At 36.3% G+C, this 19,519-nt stretch carries 20 protein-coding genes; 16 read left to right on the forward strand and 4 right to left on the reverse strand.

Annotated elements, in window-relative coordinates:
• Window positions 1-8: 8 nt before the first annotated feature.
• A complete protein-coding gene (locus Q3Y49_RS09995; protein WP_303268010.1) occupies window positions 9-1,610 on the forward strand; it encodes a proton-conducting transporter transmembrane domain-containing protein in 1,602 nt (533 codons plus the stop codon).
• 139 nt (window positions 1,611-1,749) lie between these two features.
• Window positions 1,750-4,281, forward strand: coding sequence for a YbcC family protein (locus Q3Y49_RS10000; protein WP_303268011.1), 2,532 nt, complete (start codon window positions 1,750-1,752; stop codon window positions 4,279-4,281).
• A 43-nt stretch (window positions 4,282-4,324) separates the two neighbouring features.
• Here the strand turns inward: Q3Y49_RS10000 and Q3Y49_RS10005 are convergent, their stop codons facing one another.
• Both Q3Y49_RS10005 and Q3Y49_RS10010 read right to left on the reverse strand, forming a co-directional pair.
• Window positions 4,325-5,557, reverse strand: a complete 1,233-nt coding sequence (locus tag Q3Y49_RS10005; RefSeq protein WP_303268012.1) for an MFS transporter — start codon at window positions 5,555-5,557, stop codon at window positions 4,325-4,327.
• Between the two features lie 115 nt (window positions 5,558-5,672).
• On the reverse strand, window positions 5,673-6,419 hold the full coding sequence (locus Q3Y49_RS10010) for a flavodoxin family protein (RefSeq protein WP_303268013.1): 747 nt from the start codon (window positions 6,417-6,419) through the stop codon (window positions 5,673-5,675).
• A 259-nt stretch (window positions 6,420-6,678) separates the two neighbouring features.
• Here Q3Y49_RS10010 and Q3Y49_RS10015 point away from each other — a divergent pair, with 259 nt between their 5' ends.
• The 5 genes from Q3Y49_RS10015 to Q3Y49_RS10035 all read left to right on the forward strand — a co-directional run bounded on the left by Q3Y49_RS10015 (window position 6,679) and on the right by Q3Y49_RS10035 (window position 10,409).
• Complete coding sequence (locus Q3Y49_RS10015) at window positions 6,679-7,539, forward strand: hypothetical protein (RefSeq protein ID WP_303268014.1); 861 nt, start codon at window positions 6,679-6,681, stop codon at window positions 7,537-7,539.
• A 208-nt stretch (window positions 7,540-7,747) separates the two neighbouring features.
• Window positions 7,748-8,290, forward strand: coding sequence for an RNA polymerase sigma factor (locus tag Q3Y49_RS10020; RefSeq protein WP_303268015.1), 543 nt, complete (start codon window positions 7,748-7,750; stop codon window positions 8,288-8,290).
• A gap of 32 nt (window positions 8,291-8,322) precedes the next feature.
• Complete coding sequence (locus Q3Y49_RS10025; protein ID WP_303268016.1) at window positions 8,323-8,772, forward strand: hypothetical protein; 450 nt, start codon at window positions 8,323-8,325, stop codon at window positions 8,770-8,772.
• Window positions 8,773-8,784: 12 nt separating this feature from the next.
• Window positions 8,785-9,252, forward strand: a complete 468-nt coding sequence (locus Q3Y49_RS10030) for a hypothetical protein (RefSeq protein WP_303268017.1) — start codon at window positions 8,785-8,787, stop codon at window positions 9,250-9,252.
• 29 nt (window positions 9,253-9,281) lie between these two features.
• Window positions 9,282-10,409: a hypothetical protein gene (locus Q3Y49_RS10035; RefSeq protein WP_303268018.1), complete on the forward strand. Its 1,128-nt coding sequence runs from the start codon at window positions 9,282-9,284 to the stop codon at window positions 10,407-10,409.
• Window positions 10,410-10,454: 45 nt separating this feature from the next.
• Here Q3Y49_RS10035 and Q3Y49_RS10040 read toward each other — a convergent pair whose 3' ends face one another.
• Entirely contained in the window at window positions 10,455-11,000 is a 546-nt protein-coding gene (locus Q3Y49_RS10040) for a carboxymuconolactone decarboxylase family protein (protein WP_303268019.1), read from the reverse strand.
• 284 nt (window positions 11,001-11,284) lie between these two features.
• Between Q3Y49_RS10040 and Q3Y49_RS10045 the strand changes: the two genes are divergently transcribed.
• The gene (locus Q3Y49_RS10045) at window positions 11,285-11,929 is read left to right on the forward strand and encodes a hypothetical protein (RefSeq protein ID WP_303268020.1); all 645 of its coding nucleotides are present in this window, start codon (window positions 11,285-11,287) and stop codon (window positions 11,927-11,929) included.
• A gap of 84 nt (window positions 11,930-12,013) precedes the next feature.
• Here Q3Y49_RS10045 and Q3Y49_RS10050 read toward each other — a convergent pair whose 3' ends face one another.
• Window positions 12,014-12,334, reverse strand: coding sequence for a tetratricopeptide repeat protein (locus tag Q3Y49_RS10050; RefSeq protein ID WP_303268021.1), 321 nt, complete (start codon window positions 12,332-12,334; stop codon window positions 12,014-12,016).
• A gap of 133 nt (window positions 12,335-12,467) precedes the next feature.
• On the opposite strand from Q3Y49_RS10050, the gene Q3Y49_RS10055 reads away from it, so the two are divergent.
• The 8 genes from Q3Y49_RS10055 (at window position 12,468) to Q3Y49_RS10090 (ending at window position 19,493) form a co-directional block, all read left to right on the forward strand.
• Entirely contained in the window at window positions 12,468-13,205 is a 738-nt protein-coding gene (locus tag Q3Y49_RS10055) for an electron transfer flavoprotein subunit beta/FixA family protein (protein ID WP_303268022.1), read from the forward strand.
• 51 nt (window positions 13,206-13,256) lie between these two features.
• On the forward strand, window positions 13,257-14,213 hold the full coding sequence (locus Q3Y49_RS10060) for an electron transfer flavoprotein subunit alpha/FixB family protein (RefSeq protein ID WP_303268023.1): 957 nt from the start codon (window positions 13,257-13,259) through the stop codon (window positions 14,211-14,213).
• A gap of 9 nt (window positions 14,214-14,222) precedes the next feature.
• Entirely contained in the window at window positions 14,223-14,843 is a 621-nt protein-coding gene (locus tag Q3Y49_RS10065) for a bifunctional nuclease family protein (protein ID WP_303268024.1), read from the forward strand.
• Window positions 14,844-15,331: 488 nt separating this feature from the next.
• Complete coding sequence (locus tag Q3Y49_RS10070; RefSeq protein ID WP_303268025.1) at window positions 15,332-16,747, forward strand: CCA tRNA nucleotidyltransferase; 1,416 nt, start codon at window positions 15,332-15,334, stop codon at window positions 16,745-16,747.
• A 60-nt stretch (window positions 16,748-16,807) separates the two neighbouring features.
• Complete coding sequence (locus Q3Y49_RS10075; RefSeq protein WP_303268026.1) at window positions 16,808-17,497, forward strand: tetratricopeptide repeat protein; 690 nt, start codon at window positions 16,808-16,810, stop codon at window positions 17,495-17,497.
• A 52-nt stretch (window positions 17,498-17,549) separates the two neighbouring features.
• Window positions 17,550-18,413 carry a substrate-binding periplasmic protein gene (locus tag Q3Y49_RS10080; RefSeq protein ID WP_303268027.1) on the forward strand — a complete coding sequence of 288 codons (864 nt, stop codon included), beginning with the start codon at window positions 17,550-17,552 and terminating at the stop codon, window positions 18,411-18,413.
• A gap of 14 nt (window positions 18,414-18,427) precedes the next feature.
• Complete coding sequence (locus Q3Y49_RS10085; RefSeq protein ID WP_303268028.1) at window positions 18,428-18,937, forward strand: hypothetical protein; 510 nt, start codon at window positions 18,428-18,430, stop codon at window positions 18,935-18,937.
• 127 nt (window positions 18,938-19,064) lie between these two features.
• On the forward strand, window positions 19,065-19,493 hold the full coding sequence (locus Q3Y49_RS10090) for a GxxExxY protein (RefSeq protein WP_303268029.1): 429 nt from the start codon (window positions 19,065-19,067) through the stop codon (window positions 19,491-19,493).
• The last annotated feature ends 26 nt before the right edge of the window (window positions 19,494-19,519 follow it).

Here is a 19,519-nt window from a genome sequence, read left to right on the forward strand (position 1 = left end):
TGCTGAGCATGACTAAGGAATTAATGACTAGTTTGGTTCTGATTTCCCCAATCCTATTTTCATTTATTGCATTATTATCATGGTTTATGCGAGGCATAAGACCTGCTAAATTAATATTGATAAGCAGAATCAGTATTTACTTGGGTATATTCATAGCGCTAGTTTCTTGCGCATTTGTATATCAATATGGGATTTTGGAGAGTAACAGCATAGCCTATGAAGGCTTAGGGTTCTCCATAAGGTTAGATGCCTTGAGTGTACTAATATTCACTATGATAAATCTCATCAGCTTTATTGTGATGAGGTTTAGTTTTAATTATATGGATGGAGATAGTAAACAAGGAGTTTTTATTGGAAGACTGGCGGCTACTATTGCTTCTGTACAATTACTGGTGTTAGCAGGAAATTTAGGGTTGATTTGGGTTTCATGGGTTTTGACCAGTATTTCTTTACAAAGAATGTTGATTTTCTATGCGGAAAGACGAAGATCGAAATTGGCTGCACGCAAGAAATTCATCTCTGCTCGCTTAGGGGATTTATTTTTGTTAACATCCATATTTCTCCTTTATAATCATTTTGGAACAGGCAATTTACAGGAAATCATCCTTGCAATGAAGAATCCTGCTGGAGCCTTTCCAATAGCATTGGAAATGGCCATGATATTTATTGCAGCAGCTGCCATTTTGAAATCTGCTTTATTCCCTACGCATGCCTGGTTGGTGGAGGTGATGGAAACTCCTACACCGGTATCGGCCATGTTGCATGCAGGTTTATTAAATGCAGGGCCATTTTTAATTGCCAGGATGTCATTTTTAATGACCGAAATGACTTACGCTCCTATTATACTAATAATTTTCGGTGGTTTTACAGCCGTGTTTGGTTCGATTGCCTACATGACACAATCTTCTGTAAAAACTGCACTGGGTTATTCTAGTATTTCTCACATGGGGTTTAGTATCTTATTGTGCGGATTTGGAATTTATGCTGCTGCAATCCTGCACCTTGTAGCACACTCATTCTACAAGGCACACGCATTTCTTTCTTCAGGCAGCCTTATCGATGTGAAAAAAGCATCTAAAATCAATCTTAAGCCAAGCAATTCCAATCCTTTGATTCTTATAGCAAGTATCATTTTGGCCTTTGTTATTTTTGGAAGTTTAGCTCTTTTGTGGGGAGTAAATCCAATAGAGGAATTATCACTATTGGTGGTAAGTTGCATCATAGTGATGGGACTGTCCTTACTGATTGGAACTACTCTAAGTACTAAAAATTCTAAGCAGTTAATCTTGAAAATCACAATGGTTGCTGCAGTGGTGGCGCTGGCATTTTTCAGTTTGGAAGCTCTAATGGCAAATGTACTTAAATCACAAATTCCTGTAGTTAGTCAACCCTCAAATCTAGTTACTGTCATGCTCTTTTTTTGGTTAGTGATTTTCATAGGATTGGTGCTAATTCAGATGTTTTCTCCTTTTATAAAAGGCAAAAAGTTCTGGAGAAAATGGTCTATTCATTTTAGAAATGGACTTTATGCCAATGTAATCTACGATAGAATGGTAGGAGCACTTTATATCAAATCTTCTTCAAGCCTAGATCGCTGGGAGAAAAGTTAAACTTGCTCTTTCTAATAAATATGATAATGAAAATGCTTAGAGTTTGCTACAATGCAAATACGAAAAGTAGAATCAAAAATGAAGGCTTTAGGAGGTCTTTATTGCTTCAATGAGATTTTGTTTCATTAAAAAACATCAAATGCTAAAAAATACGAAAGAATCCAATTTCAATTCAGATTACGACAGAATTACAAATGCTTTGGATAATGCCTCAAAGAAAATTGCCCCCTTGTGGCCACTGGAAAGCTTTGTGGCTGTGAATCCTTACCTAGGATTAGGTGATCAGTCTTTTGAATCTGTAGCGCAGCAATTATCCGGATTGGCAGGTATTCAAACAACGATGAAGGCTGAATATTATCTGAATGCAATCCAAGAGAATAAACTACTGCTAGCAGACCTAAAAAGTGTGCTTGATAAAAGGAGAATACAGAAAAGTGCACAATCATTCCTTGAGGGAGTAAGAAAGAAGGAATTTCACAGTATTAGTGCTCCTAAGATAGAAACCGTCAGTGAGGTTTCGAGGAAGGTAACAACAGCCAATTGGCCAGATTTTATGGTGGACAGTATCTCTTCTTGGGCTTCTTCTTATTTTGATTCATCACAAACTCAATGGAGAGATAGTAATCATGACCTTGGGTTATTTGCTTCGTGGAAAATAGAGGCGGGAACCAATAGGTCGCCATCTTTGATGGGTTTGAGAGGGTTTCATAAGGTGATAAAATCTTTACCGGATAATTACATTGAAGCTGCACATTTTGCGCTCAATGATTTAAGTGTTGAAGACGATGCCCTTCCAATTTATTTACATAGTCTTCTGCTACGTCTAGGAGGTTGGTCTTCCTACGTTGCGCATTTTGATTGGGATAATAAAAGGTATGGTCGTGCAGGAGCGCAGTTGAGTGAATTCTTAAGCGTGTTAATCTGCTGGGAATATGGAGTTTATCAGGCCATGAAAAATCCCCTGGTGGAAAGTCAGTGGAGAAGATCTAAGCGAGAGATGCTAAAATTAAAGGAGTCAAATCCCTTAAATGAAGAATTAATGGACTTAATTATTCTACAAGAGGCATTTGACTTAACGGCTCAAAGAAGATTAATCGAGAAATTCAAACAAAACCCTTCTCGACAGAAAAACGATGACAGCGCTAAAGTTCAGGCAGTTTTCTGTATTGATGTGAGATCGGAAGTTTATCGTAGAAATTTGGAGTCAGTGGCTCCTGAAATCGAGACCTTAGGTTTTGCCGGATTTTTCGGATTCCCTATCAACTTTAGGAAGCTGGGCCATGACGAGGGCTTTGACCAATGTCCTGCATTAATCCCATCTTCTTTTATTGTTGAAGAAAGTATAGCCGACAAAAATCAAAATGATAGGTCGGTATCAAGAAGAAAACTCAATAAAATTTTTGATTCTGCTTGGAAGTCTTTCAAATCAAGTGCTATTAGCAGTTTTGGCTTCGTAAGCCCGCTTGGACTCTCGCTTATGCCTAAACTGTTTACAGATTCGTTTGGACTGACTAGACCAGTTCCGCATCCGCATAAAAATGGTTTGAGTAAATCAGATATTGAGCATCTATCAGTGAATATCGAAAGTGTTAAAAGTCATAATTTCTCTACAGGAATTCCTTTATCGGACAGAGTAACTATGGCAAAAGGAGCTTTGCAGGCAATGTCCCTGACAGAAGATTTTGCTAGAATAGTAATGATTGTCGGTCACGGGTCTACCTCTGTCAATAACCCCCACGCTTCTGGTTTAGACTGCGGTGCATGTGCAGGTCAATCAGGTGAAGCTAATGCTAAAGTAGCTTCGATGATTTTAAACGATAAAGAAGTTCGAAAGCAGTTAGCAGAAGAGAAAATTAATATTCCTGATACCACTTATTTTCTAGCCTGTTTGCATGATACTACAATTGATGAAGTATCACTTTTTAACACTAATTGGGTTCCTTCGACTCATCAAGAAGATTTAGAAAATATTCAAAAAAGAATTCAAAAAGCAGGGAAAGCAACTAGAGCAGAAAGAGTTCTTAGGATGAGCATGGACGATAAAAGCAATATCGATACATTCATAAAGGCAAGAAGTAACGATTGGTCGCAAGTTAGGCCGGAATGGGGATTAGCAGGTTGCTCTTCTTTTATTGTGGCACCACGACATATCACTCAAGGGCTGAACTTGGAAGGACGATCGTTTTTGCATTCTTACAATTGGAATGAAGACACTGGATTTAAAGTGCTAGAAGCTATTATGACAGCGCCTATGGTGGTAACAAGCTGGATTAACCTGCAATATTACGGATCCACTGTTGACAATAAACATTTTGGCTCCGGCAATAAAACGCTGCATAACGTAACGTCAGGAATTGGTGTTTTGGAAGGTTATGCAGGAGATTTAAGAACTGGATTGCCCATGCAATCAATACACGATGGGGTAAACTATCAACATGAACCATTACGATTAAGTGTAGTAATCAATGCTCCAACAGAGGCTATGGACAAAATTCTTGAAAAACATTCTTCTATAAAAGAGCTTTGTGATAACAGATGGATTTTCCTTATGGCGATGAGTGATGATGGAGAGATTACTGATATGTATGATGGAAATTTAATGTGGAGAAAACTATCAAGGGTAGATCAAGTTTTTAATCCAACTGAGAACTTGATAGAAGAATTAGTCTAGTACACACTTTTCTAATAAATCAATGAGAGTGAATGAAGACAAATCATTCGCTCTCATGATCGTTTATGTTTTTAATAGTAGATGGCATCCTGAATTTAATAACAATAGAAGAAGTAATCGTCAGCAATGCAATCAATATTATTGCGTAATTTACTCCAAAGAAGTCAGCAGTAATACCTGAAATGACCGCTCCAAAAGCATAGCCTAAATCTCTCCAAAGTCTGAAAGTCCCAATACTTTCCGCTCTTTGTTGCGGACTGGTGGTCTGTGCAATAGTGGCTAGAAAGGTGGGGTAAACCAAGGCAGTTCCCAGGCCTAAAATAGCAGATAGACCAGCTAAAACGGTGAAATTGCTGCAGAATGGGATAAACAGTATTGCAACACCTTGCAATAACATCCCCCAGAAAAGCATGCCTTTTTTGGAATAATGGTCAGACATTTTACCTGTAAATAACTGACCAATCCCCCAGACTGTAGGATAAATAGCCGTAATAATTCCAATATTTTCATTATCGTAGTTCAATGAGAACAACACCATTGGTAAAAGTCCCCAAATCATTCCATCATTCAAGTTATTAATTAAGCCTGCTTGGGTAACAGAACTCAAGGTTTTATTTTTGAAAGTGGTTTCCAAAAAGATGTTTTTCAACTGTACAGTTTTATTACTGCTACTTTCTTTATTGACATGGACACGAGTATCTTTAATCCATAGTAAAGTCAGAAGAAGTCCCACTATCGAAAGGAAAATGCCAACGTAAAAAGGGTAGGGAGTAATGCCATAATTGTTGGCTACAAATCCAGTGATGAAAGCCACTACTCCAACAGCAAAATAGCCTGCAAATTCGTTCAAACCCATGGCAAAACCCCTGTCTTTTTCACCGACCAAGTCAATTTTCATCACTACAGTGCTGCTCCAAGTTAATCCTTGGCTTAAGCCTAAAAGAATATTGGCGATAATGACAAATGACCAACTTGGGGCATAAATAAGCATGAAAGGAACAGGTATAGCTATTAGCCAGCCAAACAGTAGTAGATTTCTTCTGCCAAATCTATTGGCTAGTTTGCCGGTATAGTAATTGGCAATGGCTTTACTAATACCAAAGGCGGTAATAAAAGTCAGGATAGCTGTTTTTGAAGCCACGCCAAATTCGACTTCCGCAAATTGTGGGAATATACTTCTCTCCATTCCCACCATACCGCCAACAAAGCCGTTGACAATCACTAATAATGTAAACTGTTTCCAGTTTTCTTTAAGTCCTAGCTTTATGCTATCCATTGATAATTGGTTTTTCAACTAGCAAATGTCGAAAAAATATAGGCAATAGTATGTAATAAATGTTCTTTTAGTAAATAAGCAAATTATGACCAATTAACATTTATAATTCCGCAGCCTACCTATACTCTGGATTAGGATTATCTTTATCAGATGACTCATCCCATGCTGTTCTCTGGTTCCCGTGCGCTGGAATTCCATTATTGTCTTGAAGCATCTTAGCCATGTGCATTAAATTCCAAGTCATAAAAGTGGTATTTCTATTGGTGAAATCATTTTCAGGACCGCCACTTCCTTTATCCATATACGATGCACCAGGTCCTGCTTCACCGATCCAACCGGCATCAGCTTGTGGAGGAATTACATAACCTAAATGCTGTAAACTATATAATGTGCTCATGGCCACATGCTTTATTCCATCTTCATTACCAGTTACTAAACATCCCCCTGCTCTGCCATAATATGCATATTGACCTTGTTCATTTGTTTCTCCTGAAAATCCGTATAGCCGTTCAATCACCTGACTTGCCACTGAAGATTTTTCCCCTAACCAAATGGGTGTGCCGATTACTAAGATGTTAGCATCCATTACCTTTTTTTGAATGGCCGGCCAATCGTCCTTTTGCCAACCATGCTCTGTCATATCGGGATAAACCCCAAAAGCAATTTCGTGATCCACTGCACGAATGATATCAACTTGAATACCATTATCTTCCATAATTTGGGCAGACATGCTGATCAGCCCCGAAGTATGAGATTTTTCCGGTGATTTCTTTAAAGTGCAGTTTATGAAAACGGCTTTTAGATCGCTAAAGTCAGTTTTGTTCTCCTTATTGAGTTTTTCTTGAAAGCTATTTAATTTCATAATTGTTAATTGTTTTGCTCAATTTGATCATCTTGTTTCAAATAGAATGTAAAAGCTAAGACATTAGACCTAGGTTTTAGAATATTTTCCCTATTTCTTTTTTGAAAATTTGATTGATTCTAAACTTCCCGCAAGCATTGACATTCATTTTAATTAATTGATTTCCCATGAATTTACACTTTTTACCAAAAATATTTCACTACACCATTAAACCTTTCTCAATTCGCGACATCAAAGGGGTAAATAAAAATTTAAAACGATGAAAACATTAAGAGAATTTAAATTGAAGAAAGGCACAGTATTGTTGTTAGGAATTGTAATTGGAATACTTAGCCTTCAAGCTTGTCAGCAAGATGAAGAAATGACAATTGACAGTGAAGAACAAGCTGAAGAAATTGAACTTGTAGAAAATACCACGCTTGCGGAAGATAATTCTGATCAGGAAGTGTCCCTTGCAGACTTGGCTGAATTAGAAGTAGCTTCCAGTTCGCAGCGGTCTGCTAATTGTTTTACTTCGACTTGGGATAGCGAAAGTAACGTCTTAACTATTGACTTTGGCGATGGTTGCGTTGGTCCTTATGGCAAAGAGCGTTCTGGGAAAATATTAGTTAGTTATGTTAATGAAGGCACTTTGTATATATCTGATCGGATAATCACATTCGATAATTACTTTGTCAATAATATTGAAGTAACTGGAGAAATTTTTATCGTTCGAGCAGAAGAAAATGAAAACGGAAATTATCAGAATACTTATACCCTAACCGATTTTACATTGATTTACCCAAATGGCAATACTTTTGTGTCCAACGGAAGTCGTACAAGAGAATGGATAGAAGGAGCAGGCGATGGAGACCCAAGTACAAATAAATTCCAAATTACAGGTTCATTAAATGGAGAGTCAACCCGTGGGGTGAATTGGAGTCACACAATTGTTGAGCCGATCATAGTAGATTTTAGTTGTTTGAGCAATGGTAGCATGCTAAGAACCGCTGGAATAAAAGAAGTGAAATTTAGCCTCAGAAATAGAGAAAGAACAAGAACAGTAGACTACGGTGATGGAAGTTGCGATGGGAGTTATACGGTAACAATCAATAATCGAGTTGTTACGGTGGAAGGTTAAGAAAGCCTGAGGATTTAATCATCTGTAAAAGAGGAAGCATTTCTTCCTCTTTTACCATTTATAAATTTCAAATTCTTTAAATTACGATGCGGTCTACCTAACTTAGGTTTAGTGCATTTCCATGAAGAAGAGGAATACAGAATGATTGCTAAGTAAAGTTGAACTCAAGATTAAATACTTAAGTACTTTTGGTTCTGGTAAAAAATATATGAAGGCTGAAGAAAAACAATTAGTTTACTCACTTAAAAGTCCTGCAGAAAAACGGGCAGCCTTCAAATTGTTAATGGATCAATATCAAGAAAGGCTATATTTTGCCATTAGAAAAATCTTAATTGATCATGATGATACTAATGACGCATTACAAGAATGTTTCATTAAAATATGGAATAAAATTGATACTTTTAATGAAGAGGCATCCCTCTATACCTGGATGTACAAAATAGCTGTCAACCAGGCTTTGCAGCAGCTAAGAAAAAGAAAAAATAGCTTTAAAAATGAACAGCAATACACCGAATTTCTGGAAACGAAAATCAGTAATTCAACTTTAATGGATGGAGATGAAATACAAAAGCTATTGCAGCAGGCAATATTGAAGTTGCCTGAAAAACAACGACTGGTTTTTAATATGAAATATTACGATGATCTTAAATATGAGGAAATAGCAGAAATCACTGATGGAAGTGTAGGAAGCCTCAAGGCATCCTATCATCATGCAGTAAAAAAAATAGAGGAATTTTTGAAATCACATTAAACCTTTTAAGGTCAGTAACATCTAAATACTAAATGAAAAACAAAAAAAGACATATTGAAAGTTTGAGTGAGATTGAAAAGACTGAGGGCTTTAAGGTTCCTGAGGATTATTTCGATCAACTGCAAATGGATGTTTTGAATAAAATTGATACAGACACTACAGAAAAATCACGCGGAAAAACGATTCTGTTTAGAAATTTTTATGCGGTGGCGGCATCAATTGCGCTTTTAGCTGTGTCTGTCATCACCATATGGTATTTTAACAATCAAAGCAGGAGTACCCGTGGAGGCTATACTGAGATACTTGCTGAGGTTAGTGATGATGAAATTATAGCATATCTGGAATATTCAGATCTTAGCTATTACGAAATAGGAAGTTTTGTGTACGATGAATCTGGAGCTGAAATGAAAGAGGATCCTACGGAGTATTTTGAATTTGAAGAAGATGAAGCAGATGCTTTATTGGAATATTATAGTTTATAAAAAAATAAAAGAATGAAACGGTTCCATATTATATTAGTGCTATGTTTATTTCTTGCTTTTAACATGCAAGGACAAAGTGATAAAATAGAAAGTGCACGTATAGCTTATATAACCCAAAAATTGGATTTGAGCCCTGAAGAGGCGGAAAAATTCTGGCCGTTATACAATGAATTTTCCAAAGAAAGAACTGCGCTTCAAAGAGAGTACTTGCAAGCCCGTCAACAATATAGAAAAGGGCAGTTAACTGAAGAAGAGAGTAAAGACCTCCTTCAATTAGGACTCAAAATTAAAGAGCGAGAAGTTCAGCTTGAAAGAAAATATGCAGAAAGATTAAATAAAGTGGTAAGCAATAGACAACTGGTAGCGCTGAGAAAAGCCGAAGATGATTTTAAAAGGCTATTGCTAGAAAGGCTAAAAGAAAGAAAGGAAAAACAAGAAAGGTTTCAGAACCGGCAAGAGCGGAAATTCAGGGATAATTAAATCATTTGTTCATTTTGAATCAGTTTTTGTTGAAAATATTCAAATTAGAATGGTATCTCATTTTCCTAATGGGCTACCTTTTGTTGCTTATGCCCTTTAAAACGCAGGCACAGAAGGATAGCACCAATCAAGCGCTTGATTCTCTATTTATGGAATTGGAATCTCTTTTTGGACAAGAAGATTCAACAGCAGACCTTATAAAACTAGTTGATAGCTTGATGCTGCAAAAGGAAATCAGATACCATGCGGTTATGAGTAGAGTAGCCTATTTGGGGGAAGTCACTGCTGCAGGAAGGGAAAGTGAAGTGCCTCAGTTTGGTGTATCAACAGGGATAAGCTATTTTCATCCAACAGGAGTTTTTGTGGACGCGAACGGACTGTACAACAGTGCCTATGAACCACAGTATTTCCTCACCACACTCTCAGCAGGTTATTTTAAAACATTCTTTAGCGATTGGAATTTCTCTGCATCACATGATTTCTATATTTACAATGATACTTTAAGTAACCAGCCTTTTAATAAAGCCCTTAACATATCAAATTACTATAGTCCGAAATATCTAGATATTGGGATTGACTACAGTTTGCTTTACGGTAATTCCTTGGCTCACCGAATAAATAGTACACTTTCTTTTAATTATAAATGGAAATTTGATGGTTTAATTAGCGGAATCCGAGTTTTTCCAGGAGCATCGGTACAATTTGGGAACTCAGAAGTAGTGTATTGGAAGCAATCAGATAATCCATATTTCGATCTCTTGCGAATTATTGAAAATGGAAATTATCCTGAACTTAACAGGAGACAACAATACTACTTGACCAAATTGTTGTATGAAGAAAGGCCCGTTGCGGCATCTGTACTTCTACGAAGAAATAATTTTACACCTGATCAGATTCAAGATATTGTAAGGACTTATTCAGAAAGAAGATTGACGACAGAGAATAACTTTGGCTTGATGAATTACAGCATACAAATTCCTATTTCTATTTCGCTGAGCTCATTTAATTTGATGATGACCTACACTCATAATTTTCCCCAAGCTTTGCCAAATGAAACAGTTACTTATGAAGATAATGGATTTTTTAGTGTGAGTTTGAGTTATTTCTTCTTTAAGCTGAAGAGTAAAACGATGCTTGAAGATTTTTGGAGGCTATAGTAAAATCCCAACAGTTAATTGCTGTTGGGATTATATGGACATGCTTTATGCCTCCTCTAAATTAGGAGCAACAGGAAAATCAATTTCTGTTTGGGCAATATGGTTAGTGTAATTGGTAATTGTATTTAAGGACACTAATACAATTAATTCTGATAAAGCCGCTTGATTGTAGCCAGCTTCAAAAAATGCATCAAACAATTTTTGATCTGGGTAGCCTCGTTTATCAGTAATGGCTTTAGCCAAATCGCTTAAAGCTTTATATTTTTCATCAGCTATTTCACCATTTCTTATTTCTACAGTTTCGTCAACAGACAGTCCTTTCATTTTCCCAGCAGCGGTATGGGCTGATAAACAGTATCCACATTGATTAGCTTCCGCAACAGATAATGCAATTACTTCTTGCTCTTTTCCATCGAATTCACCCTCAGCTAAGTTTTCTTGAATAGCCATGGTAGCTTTCAAAGCAGGACCTGAATTACCGATTGCAGCATAAACATTAGGCACCATGCCCATTTGTTTTTTCATGCCTTCAAAAATTTCTTTTGATACTGAATTTGCTTCTTCTGTTTTTACAACTTTTAAATTACTCATTGATATATTTCGTTTTGATTTACCTCCTTAAACCGCGGGTAATTTATGAGGTTGAGTAAAACCTGTGTTAATACATAGGAATGTCAGGAGAATGACTTGTTTGCCCTCAGAGCAATACAAGTTACTTTAAAAGAAAAATTAACTGCTTTCCGCAATTAAATTTTAAATGGAGCATAATTTTAATGACAGTTTGAAGTTTAAATAGACAATAATACTTAGACAATACCCTATTTATAAGATCAATTTTTTACGAAATAAATGCTTTGGAAAGTAACCTTAAGTAAATGAGATTAATAGTATTTCTAGGATTTTATCTAAGCTCAGTATGTTTTGCCTACTCCCAAACAAATACGGATAAAAACAAAAACTATAACCTTTTTGCCAAATTTGGAATGGGAATAACAAAATTTGCTGTGTCAGGATATGAAACAGAAGATTACCCAGCAATGGTAAATCGCATAGGGTTTGGAATTTCAAAAACGATTATTGGGAATAGAGTTCTAATTGAGTCTGGATTGAACTTTTATTTTCGAGCCAAAAGTAAATCGCCACTGGTAGATGAAATATTTTGGTACGGAAAAGGGGCGCTACTTCCATTGTTAGATGATACAGCAATACAGAGGCATCTGGCATTTGAAGTTCCTATTATGATTAAGTATTTATTAGGTGGTAATAGGTCTATAAATACTGGCCTAATAGTTAGACATTGGCAACCAAAAGACCAAGATCCAGTATCTCTTCTGGCCTCCCAAACTGAATTGGGATATACTATAGGGATAAATCAGCAAATAGTAAAAGACTTTAGTATTGGTTGTGATGTTTTTATTGGATTTAAAGATTTCTATCCTGGCCTTGTTGTTTTTGGCTCTTCGGGAGGTATCGAAATCAAAAATAGATCGGCTCTTTTTTCCATAGCATACGCACTTTAGGATTTTGTCTTTTTTTTCAATAAAGATGAGCTTACCGCAGGTGTAAGTCTAAAATCTATATTCTAGACTCTAGGTTCTCGTTTTCTACTCCTCAAACTGAAAATTAGTATAGGCATTTTGCAATTCCCTTAGCGCATGATGCTCTCCATTTTTGTGTGCAACAGAAATTCCTTTTTGATAGATTTCATCAGCCCTGTCTCTGTCAAAGAATTCCGAATACAATGCTGCTGCATGATAGTAAGTACCTATATAGTTTTCATGTTTCAGTAGTAATTCATCGAAAAGTTTCTTGGCCTCTTCTGGTGCTTCCTCCTTGTATTCTGTGGCTAAGGCATAGATTATAAAGGGATCATTGGGAGATTCTTCCTTGAATTTTTGAAGTTGTGCTATTCTATCTTCATTCATTAGTCGGATTCAATTTTTATTTTTTTCAATTATACTTAACTTCGGGCTTTAATATCAGTTATACTTTATAAATCTTCAAATTGTTTTGAGCAAAAAGTGCTCTTAGCATAGAACTATAAACTCAATATATTTTATGAAAATATTAGTTTGCATAACGCATGTGCCGGATACTACGGCCAAAATTTCCTTTACGGACGATAATAAAAAGTTTAATTCAGACGGAGTACAGTTTATCATTGGCCCATATGATGACTACGCTTTGGCAAGAGCCGTTGAATTGAAAGAAGCTACAGGCGGTACAGTAACCGTATTAAATGTTGGCACTTCTGAAACAGAGCCAACTATTAGAAAAGCGTTAGCCATCGGTGCTGATGATGCGATTCGAATAGATGCTGAACCGACTGATTCTTTTTTTGTAGCGGAACAAATTGCTAATCACGCTAAAGATGCTGGTTACGATTTAATCATGATGGGTAGAGAATCCATTGATTTCAATGGTGGTATGGTGCATGGAATGGTAGGCGAGTTATTAGGATTACCAGCAATCTCTCCAGTAATGAAATTAGATATCGAAGGTCAAACTGCAAAGTTGGCTCGCGAGATTGAAGGTGGTAAAGAGTATTTGGAATTAGAGTTGCCTTTCATAGCAGGTTGTCAAGAGCCAATTGCAGAATGGAAAATCCCTAACATGAGGGGAATTATGTCAGCAAGAAGTAAAAAGCTTGATGTAGTAGCTCCTTCAGATGCTTCTGAGGCAGTGAAATTACAGCAATATGAATTACCTCCTGCAAAAGGTGATGTGAAAATGATTGATGCCGACAATGTAGAAGAGTTGGTGAAATTGTTGAAAAACGAGGCTAAAGTTATTTAAAAATAGCGGAGTAGTCGATTAATCATTGTTGAACGAAATTATAAGAAAGAAATGTCAATATTAGTATTTATAGAACACGCAGAAGGCGAAATTAAAAAATCATCTTTGGAGGCAGTATCCTATGCAGCCGCAATGGGTGATGATGTTACAGCAATTGCACTAGGTCCTGTAGATGAAGCTGTTTTAAAAGCAGCAGGATCAGCAGGAGCTACTAAAGTTTTGCACGCTGCAGATGAAAAATTAGCAAAAGGATTAATCCAGCCTTATGCCAAAGTAATTGCGCAGGCAATGGAAAAAGAAGGTGCTAGTACTTTGGTACTTGCAAAATCATCTTTGGGTGATCCTGTGGCAGCAAGAATTGCTGCTAAAATGAAAGCAGCTTTTGTTTCCAACGTTGCAGATTTACCAGATACTTCAAGTGGATTTACTGTGAAAAGAAGTATTTATACTGGTAAAGCTTTTGCTAATGTGGAAATGACCACTGAAAATAAAATTATTGGGATTAAGAAAAATGCAGTTGAATTAAAACAAGATGGTGGCGATGCTTCAGTTGAAGCTTTTGAACCCACTTTGGATGATTCAGACTTTGCCGTGAAAATTACTTCTCAGGATAAGCAAACAGGCGAAATTTTATTACCGGAAGCAGAATTAGTCGTTTCAGGTGGTAGAGGAATGAAAGGTCCTGAAAACTGGGGAATGATTGAGGATTTGGCCAAAACGCTAGGTGCAGCTACAGGATGCTCTAAGCCGGTTTCAGACATTGGCTGGAGACCTCATCACGAGCACGTTGGGCAAACGGGAGTCAAAGTTTCTCCTCAGCTGTATATTGCGATCGGGATTTCTGGAGCCATTCAGCATTTAGCAGGGGTGAATTCTTCTAAGTATATTTTGGTGATTAACAAAGATGAAGAAGCACCGTTCTTCTCAGCAGCAGACTATGGAATTGTAGGAGATGCTTTTGAAGTAGTACCAAAATTAACTGAAGCTATTAAAGCAGCGCAAAACTAAAATTCACTTGTGGATAAAATCAAATTAGAAATATTAGGTTTATCGTCTAGTCAGTCACAATCTGGCTCCTTTGCTTTAGTCTTAGGTGAATCGCCAGGTAGCAGAAGGCTTCCTATCATCATTGGGATGTTTGAGGCACAAGCAATTGCTATTGAAATAGAAAAGATTGTCCCCAATCGGCCCATGACGCACGATTTGTTTAAGTCTTTTGCTCACAGTTTCAATTATTCTGTAAAGGAAATTGTGATATCTGATTTAAAGGAAGGCGTATTTTTTGCCAAAATTGTTTGCGATAACGGCATGGAGAGAATAGAAATAGATAGCAGGCCATCGGATGCAATTGCAATCGGAATCCGATTCGATGCTCCGATTTATACCTATGAAAAAATCATGTCCGAAGCTGGCATTGTATTGTCTGACGAGAAAGAAGAAGAGGATATTTCTGAATTGAAAAAGCCCGTGGAAAAGTCTTCCTCACCAGGTCCCTCAGGTCCGCAATCAAAATCTGATTTTGACAAATTAAAGAATATGTCAATGGATAAATTGAACGAGCTCTTGGATAAGATGATCCAAAATGAGGACTACGAAAAGGCAGCTAAAATCCGAGATGAAATTAACAGAAGGAATTAGGGAGTTTATTTTTTAATCATATAATAAATAGCTTTGCCAATTTGGTAGAGCTATTTTTTTATGGAAATGAATTGAAACGAAGTTTCAACAGGGCAAGATCCCTTGCCTCCCGACTTTCAGTGCGGGACAAGTTTCGCAGGGATGACGCACAGAACAACATGAGAAGATAGGGGGGTATAAGTTATTTAAACCATTTTGAACAAAGCTAAAGCACTATAATCAGACTTTAGACTCCATTCCGTGCGTCATCCCTTTGAAGAAAGGGATCTATTCATTTTAATCGAAGATTAAAATATAACGATGGCTTACACCATTCATGAATTCATTCACGTAAGAATCTCTAAAAAAGTGTAATCCAAACTCAAAATACTTCCTGATTTCATCCTCTTATCATCAAATTATACTAAATTTACAATTGCTTAATAAGAGGTCATTATTAGTGCTCTATTAAGTATTCAATACTTGGTAAAACCATCTAAGTAGTAAAAATGAATTTCTCTGCAATTCTTGCACAGCACCCTGTTTTCGAGTTAGTTAAAAAAAGTGCCCATTCTCTCGGTATCGAGGCCTATGTGGTGGGAGGCTATGTGCGTGATTTGATTTTAAAGCGTCCTTCTAAAGATATCGATTTTGTATGCGTTGGAAGTGGAATTGCTTTGGCTCAAGAGGTGGCAAACCAAATTGGTCCTAAAAAGAAATTCCAGGTTTTTAAAAATTTTGGTACCGCCAGCATTCATCACGAAGATTTAGAACTGGAATTTGTGGGGGCAAGGAAAGAATCCTATCAAAGAGACAGTCGGAAACCCATAGTTGAAGAGGGAACTCTCGAAGATGACCAGAATAGACGTGATTTTACAATCAATGCTCTGGCGATTAGTCTGAATGAAGAGAATTACGGTGCTTTAATTGACCCCTTTGACGGAGTAAAAGACTTGAAACGGAAGCTCATTAAAACGCCACTTGAACCTGATATAACATTTTCTGATGATCCTTTGCGGATGATGCGAGCGATTCGTTTTGCAGCACAATTGAACTTTGATATTGCCCCCACTACTTTTGATAGTATTATTAAGAATGCAGAAAGATTAAAAATAATCTCAGCAGAGCGTATAACAGATGAATTGAACAAAATCATCTTGACCGAGAAGCCTTCTTATGGCTTTAAGTTGTTATATCATGCTCAATTGCTGGACAAGTTCTTCCCCGAAATGGTGGAACTACAAGGGGTGGAAGAAAAGAATGGTTACAAGCATAAGGATAACTTCTATCATACCTTGCAAGTTTTAGACAATACGGCAGAGTATGGTGGAGATTTATGGTTGAGATGGGCAGCAATTTTACATGATATTGCAAAACCTGCTACCAAAAGGTTTAATCCAAAACAAGGCTGGACTTTCCATGGGCATGAAGATAAAGGGGCCAGAATGGTGCCTAAAATCTTTAAAAGAATGAAATTGCCCTTGAATGAAAGAATGAAGTACGTTCAAAAGTTAGTGCTACTTCATTTGAGACCTATTCCTCTTGTACGAGATAATATTACTGATAATGCCGTCCGTAGATTGCTATTTGAAGCAGGCGATGATATCGAAGATCTGATGACACTATGCCGGGCTGATGTCACCTCTAAAAACATGAATAAGGTTAAGCAGTTCAGAGCAAACTTTGACACTGTACAACAGAAAATGAAAGAAGTGGAGGAAAAAGATCAAGTACGAAACTTCCAGCCTCCAGTAAGCGGAGAAGATATTATGAAAGCTTTTGATTTATCTCCTTGTAAAGAGATTGGGATAATCAAAAGCGAAATAAAAGAGGCTATCTTAGATGGGAAAATCCAGAATAATAAAGAAGAAGCCTTCGATTTTATGTTTGAAATTGGTCGAAAACTTAATTTAAAAACCTCATAAGAACTTAATTTTATTAATATTGGCACAATATTGGTAATTCATCAATTAATAAAAATGAATATGCAAAAATTTACGCAAAGAATACTGTTAACAATTACTTTTACAATTTTGGTTTTTAATTTTAGTTCAATAGCTCAAAATGAAGATGCTGTTGCAAGAGCTAAGGCAAAATACAATGCATCAATTCGTTTCAATGATTTTCAGGTAGCAAAAAACGCTGTCTATGATCTAATGGTCTTAGAGCCAAACAACCATTCATATTTGGATTCCTTAGCCTATATTTATTTCGAATTTAGTCAATATGCCTCTGCTGCCTTGGTTAGTAGAGAATCCTTAAAAAGAAATCCGAATAATCAGTTGGTCTTGCAAATTGGTGCAAAGAGTTTGGATCAATTAGGTGCTTTGGATCAATCATTAAAAATGTACCAAAAGCTGTACACAATATCGGATGATGCTTTTGTTTTATATGAAGTGATTCAAAAGCAATATGCCTTGAAGAAATTTGATGATGCCATGATCAATACGGAATTGCTTTTAGGTAAGAATATTGTGAATGGCAGCAATGTTTATGCAAAGGATGCTGCCGGGAACGAGATCGAGGTTCCTTTCAAAGCAGTGATATTAAATATGCAAGGATTAATAGCAAGAGGAAAAGGAGATGAGGAGTCTGCAAAAAAATATTTCAAAAATTCGTTAAGCATTGCTCCGAAATACGCTTTACCTCAAGAAAATTTGAATCCTAAAGAGTAATAACTTATTTATCTAATTATATAGCGTTAGAATTACCCCTAAAATTAATATTATGAGACATTTTAAAACTGGATTAGTTGCATTATTATTTTTAATGAGCTCCACTGTTTTATCGCAGAATTTATCTGGCGATAATTATGCCACTGCAAAGGCAGCAGGTAATGGTACAGTGACTTTCACTTATGTAGAAACTCCTGGTTTCGTTTATAAAGATCAAAGTGGGAAATTGACTGGAGTTTGTGTTGACATTATGAATGATTTCTTGCAGTATGTTAGACAGAATCACGACATTAATTTGAATGCTCGCTTTTTAGGAAACGGGAGTAGTTTTAGCGCTATGTATAATGGTGTAAAGAATGGAAAAAATGGTGTTTTTGGTTTAGGAAATATCACCGTCACAGAAGCCAGAAAAAGTGAAATATATTTTAGTCCGTCTTTTATAACCAATTTTGCTATTCTGGTTACCCATAGTAGCGTCCCTTCTTTGGGATCTATGAGTGAAGTCCCGCAAAAATTCAAAGGTTTTACGGCTTATACTGCCAAAGGAACATTGAATGAGAAAAGGATCAATAATCTAAAATCTACTTATTATCCTGAATTGGCAGTTAGTTATGTGAATTCTAGCCCTGATGTACTGGAAAAAGTTTTAACAGATAAAAAATCGTTATCATATTTGGACTTGGCCTTTTATTTATCAGCTGTGAAGGAAAGAAAGCCACTGAAAAGACATAAGGTGGGGGATGAAGGTTCAGAAGAATTTGCATTTGTGATGCCAAAATCAAGCGATTGGCAACCTATAATTGAGGAGTTCTTTAATGCAAATGGTGGCTATAAGAATACTACCGAGTATAAGAAAATTTTAGTTGAGCATTTGGGCTTGTCAGCAGTTAAATTGTTAGATTCTGCATCTGAATAAAGCAGTGAAAATTTATGGATCAAAAATCGAATTATAAATATTGGGAGTCGTTTTTTCAATCAATGCAAATGACCTATTACGCATTGCTTGCGGCTCCATTATTTTTATTTGCATTAGTTTTTTTAAGAGCTGAAAATAGAAGTGCAAAATTATTTGGAATTCCAGCTGATTTAGAAAATTCTGTAGTAGGAATCACTGTGATTCTGGCGATTATTGAAATTGTATTTCTTCATTTTTTGGCAGCCAGACAATATAAATCTGCTGCTCAGGATTCTGACTTGCACTCCAAAATGAAGAAGTACAGAAGCGCTACTTTAGTAAAATATATTGGTTTAGCCATATATCAAGTAATCACTGTAGCAGTATTTGCTATGACCTATCATAGTGGCTTAATGGGACTTTTCACCGGTTTGCTACTCTACAGCTCATTTTTCAGACCTGAGATTCAAAATGCTCGAAGAGATTTGAAATTGACCAAAGAAGAATACCAGCAAATAGATTACAAAACAGGCTTGGTGACATAAAATGCTGAGGTTTTGCAATGAACTGTATAGAAAAACAAAAGTCACCTTTACAAAATTAATGCTTTGCTTCTTTGATATTCAATATTTTGACTATATCAGACAAGATTGTAAAGACAAGTTTTAAGAAATGCTAGAGAATCAAATTTCAAAGGCAGTAGTAAATGCCGCTTATGAAGTTCATGTTAATTTAGGTCCGGGATTGTTGGAGTCTGCTTATGAAAATGCATTAATATATGAGCTCCAAAAAGCAGGATTATATGTCGAAAAGCAAGTTGAGCTTCCATTGAAATATAAAAATATAGAAATGGAGTGTGGCTACAGAATTGATTTATGGGTTGAAAGAGATGTGATATTAGAATTGAAAACAGTTCAAAAATTTGAACCAATCCATACTACACAATTATTAACTTATCTAAAATTGACAGATAATAAATTAGGTTTGTTAATAAATTTTAACTCAACTTTAATTAAGAACGGAATTAAACGAGTAGTAAATAATCATTTAAAATCAACCGCAAAGACGCTAAGCAATATTAATTTCTTTCTCTTGAGCTAGATAACCGTTGCGTCTCTGCGCCTTGG

This window comes from Marivirga harenae (genome assembly GCF_030534335.1).
Lineage (GTDB): Bacteria > Bacteroidota > Bacteroidia > Cytophagales > Cyclobacteriaceae > Marivirga > Marivirga harenae.

What these genes read in the sequence shown, in the direction of transcription:
- Q3Y49_RS09995 (WP_303268010.1), top strand. Translation starts at nt 9, where the DNA reads ATGACTAAGGAATTAATGACTAGTTTGGTTCTGATTTCCCCAATCCTA.
- Q3Y49_RS10000 (WP_303268011.1), top strand. Translation starts at nt 1,750, where the DNA reads ATGCTAAAAAATACGAAAGAATCCAATTTCAATTCAGATTACGACAGA.
- Q3Y49_RS10005 (WP_303268012.1), bottom strand. Translation starts at nt 5,557, where the DNA reads ATGGATAGCATAAAGCTAGGACTTAAAGAAAACTGGAAACAGTTTACA.
- Q3Y49_RS10010 (WP_303268013.1), bottom strand. Translation starts at nt 6,419, where the DNA reads ATGAAATTAAATAGCTTTCAAGAAAAACTCAATAAGGAGAACAAAACT.
- Q3Y49_RS10015 (WP_303268014.1), top strand. Translation starts at nt 6,679, where the DNA reads ATGAAAACATTAAGAGAATTTAAATTGAAGAAAGGCACAGTATTGTTG.
- Q3Y49_RS10020 (WP_303268015.1), top strand. Translation starts at nt 7,748, where the DNA reads ATGAAGGCTGAAGAAAAACAATTAGTTTACTCACTTAAAAGTCCTGCA.
- Q3Y49_RS10025 (WP_303268016.1), top strand. Translation starts at nt 8,323, where the DNA reads ATGAAAAACAAAAAAAGACATATTGAAAGTTTGAGTGAGATTGAAAAG.
- Q3Y49_RS10030 (WP_303268017.1), top strand. Translation starts at nt 8,785, where the DNA reads ATGAAACGGTTCCATATTATATTAGTGCTATGTTTATTTCTTGCTTTT.
- Q3Y49_RS10040 (WP_303268019.1), bottom strand. Translation starts at nt 11,000, where the DNA reads ATGAGTAATTTAAAAGTTGTAAAAACAGAAGAAGCAAATTCAGTATCA.
- Q3Y49_RS10045 (WP_303268020.1), top strand. Translation starts at nt 11,285, where the DNA reads ATGAGATTAATAGTATTTCTAGGATTTTATCTAAGCTCAGTATGTTTT.
- Q3Y49_RS10050 (WP_303268021.1), bottom strand. Translation starts at nt 12,334, where the DNA reads ATGAATGAAGATAGAATAGCACAACTTCAAAAATTCAAGGAAGAATCT.
- Q3Y49_RS10055 (WP_303268022.1), top strand. Translation starts at nt 12,468, where the DNA reads ATGAAAATATTAGTTTGCATAACGCATGTGCCGGATACTACGGCCAAA.
- Q3Y49_RS10060 (WP_303268023.1), top strand. Translation starts at nt 13,257, where the DNA reads ATGTCAATATTAGTATTTATAGAACACGCAGAAGGCGAAATTAAAAAA.
- Q3Y49_RS10070 (WP_303268025.1), top strand. Translation starts at nt 15,332, where the DNA reads ATGAATTTCTCTGCAATTCTTGCACAGCACCCTGTTTTCGAGTTAGTT.
- Q3Y49_RS10075 (WP_303268026.1), top strand. Translation starts at nt 16,808, where the DNA reads ATGCAAAAATTTACGCAAAGAATACTGTTAACAATTACTTTTACAATT.
- Q3Y49_RS10080 (WP_303268027.1), top strand. Translation starts at nt 17,550, where the DNA reads ATGAGACATTTTAAAACTGGATTAGTTGCATTATTATTTTTAATGAGC.
- Q3Y49_RS10085 (WP_303268028.1), top strand. Translation starts at nt 18,428, where the DNA reads ATGGATCAAAAATCGAATTATAAATATTGGGAGTCGTTTTTTCAATCA.
- Q3Y49_RS10090 (WP_303268029.1), top strand. Translation starts at nt 19,065, where the DNA reads ATGCTAGAGAATCAAATTTCAAAGGCAGTAGTAAATGCCGCTTATGAA.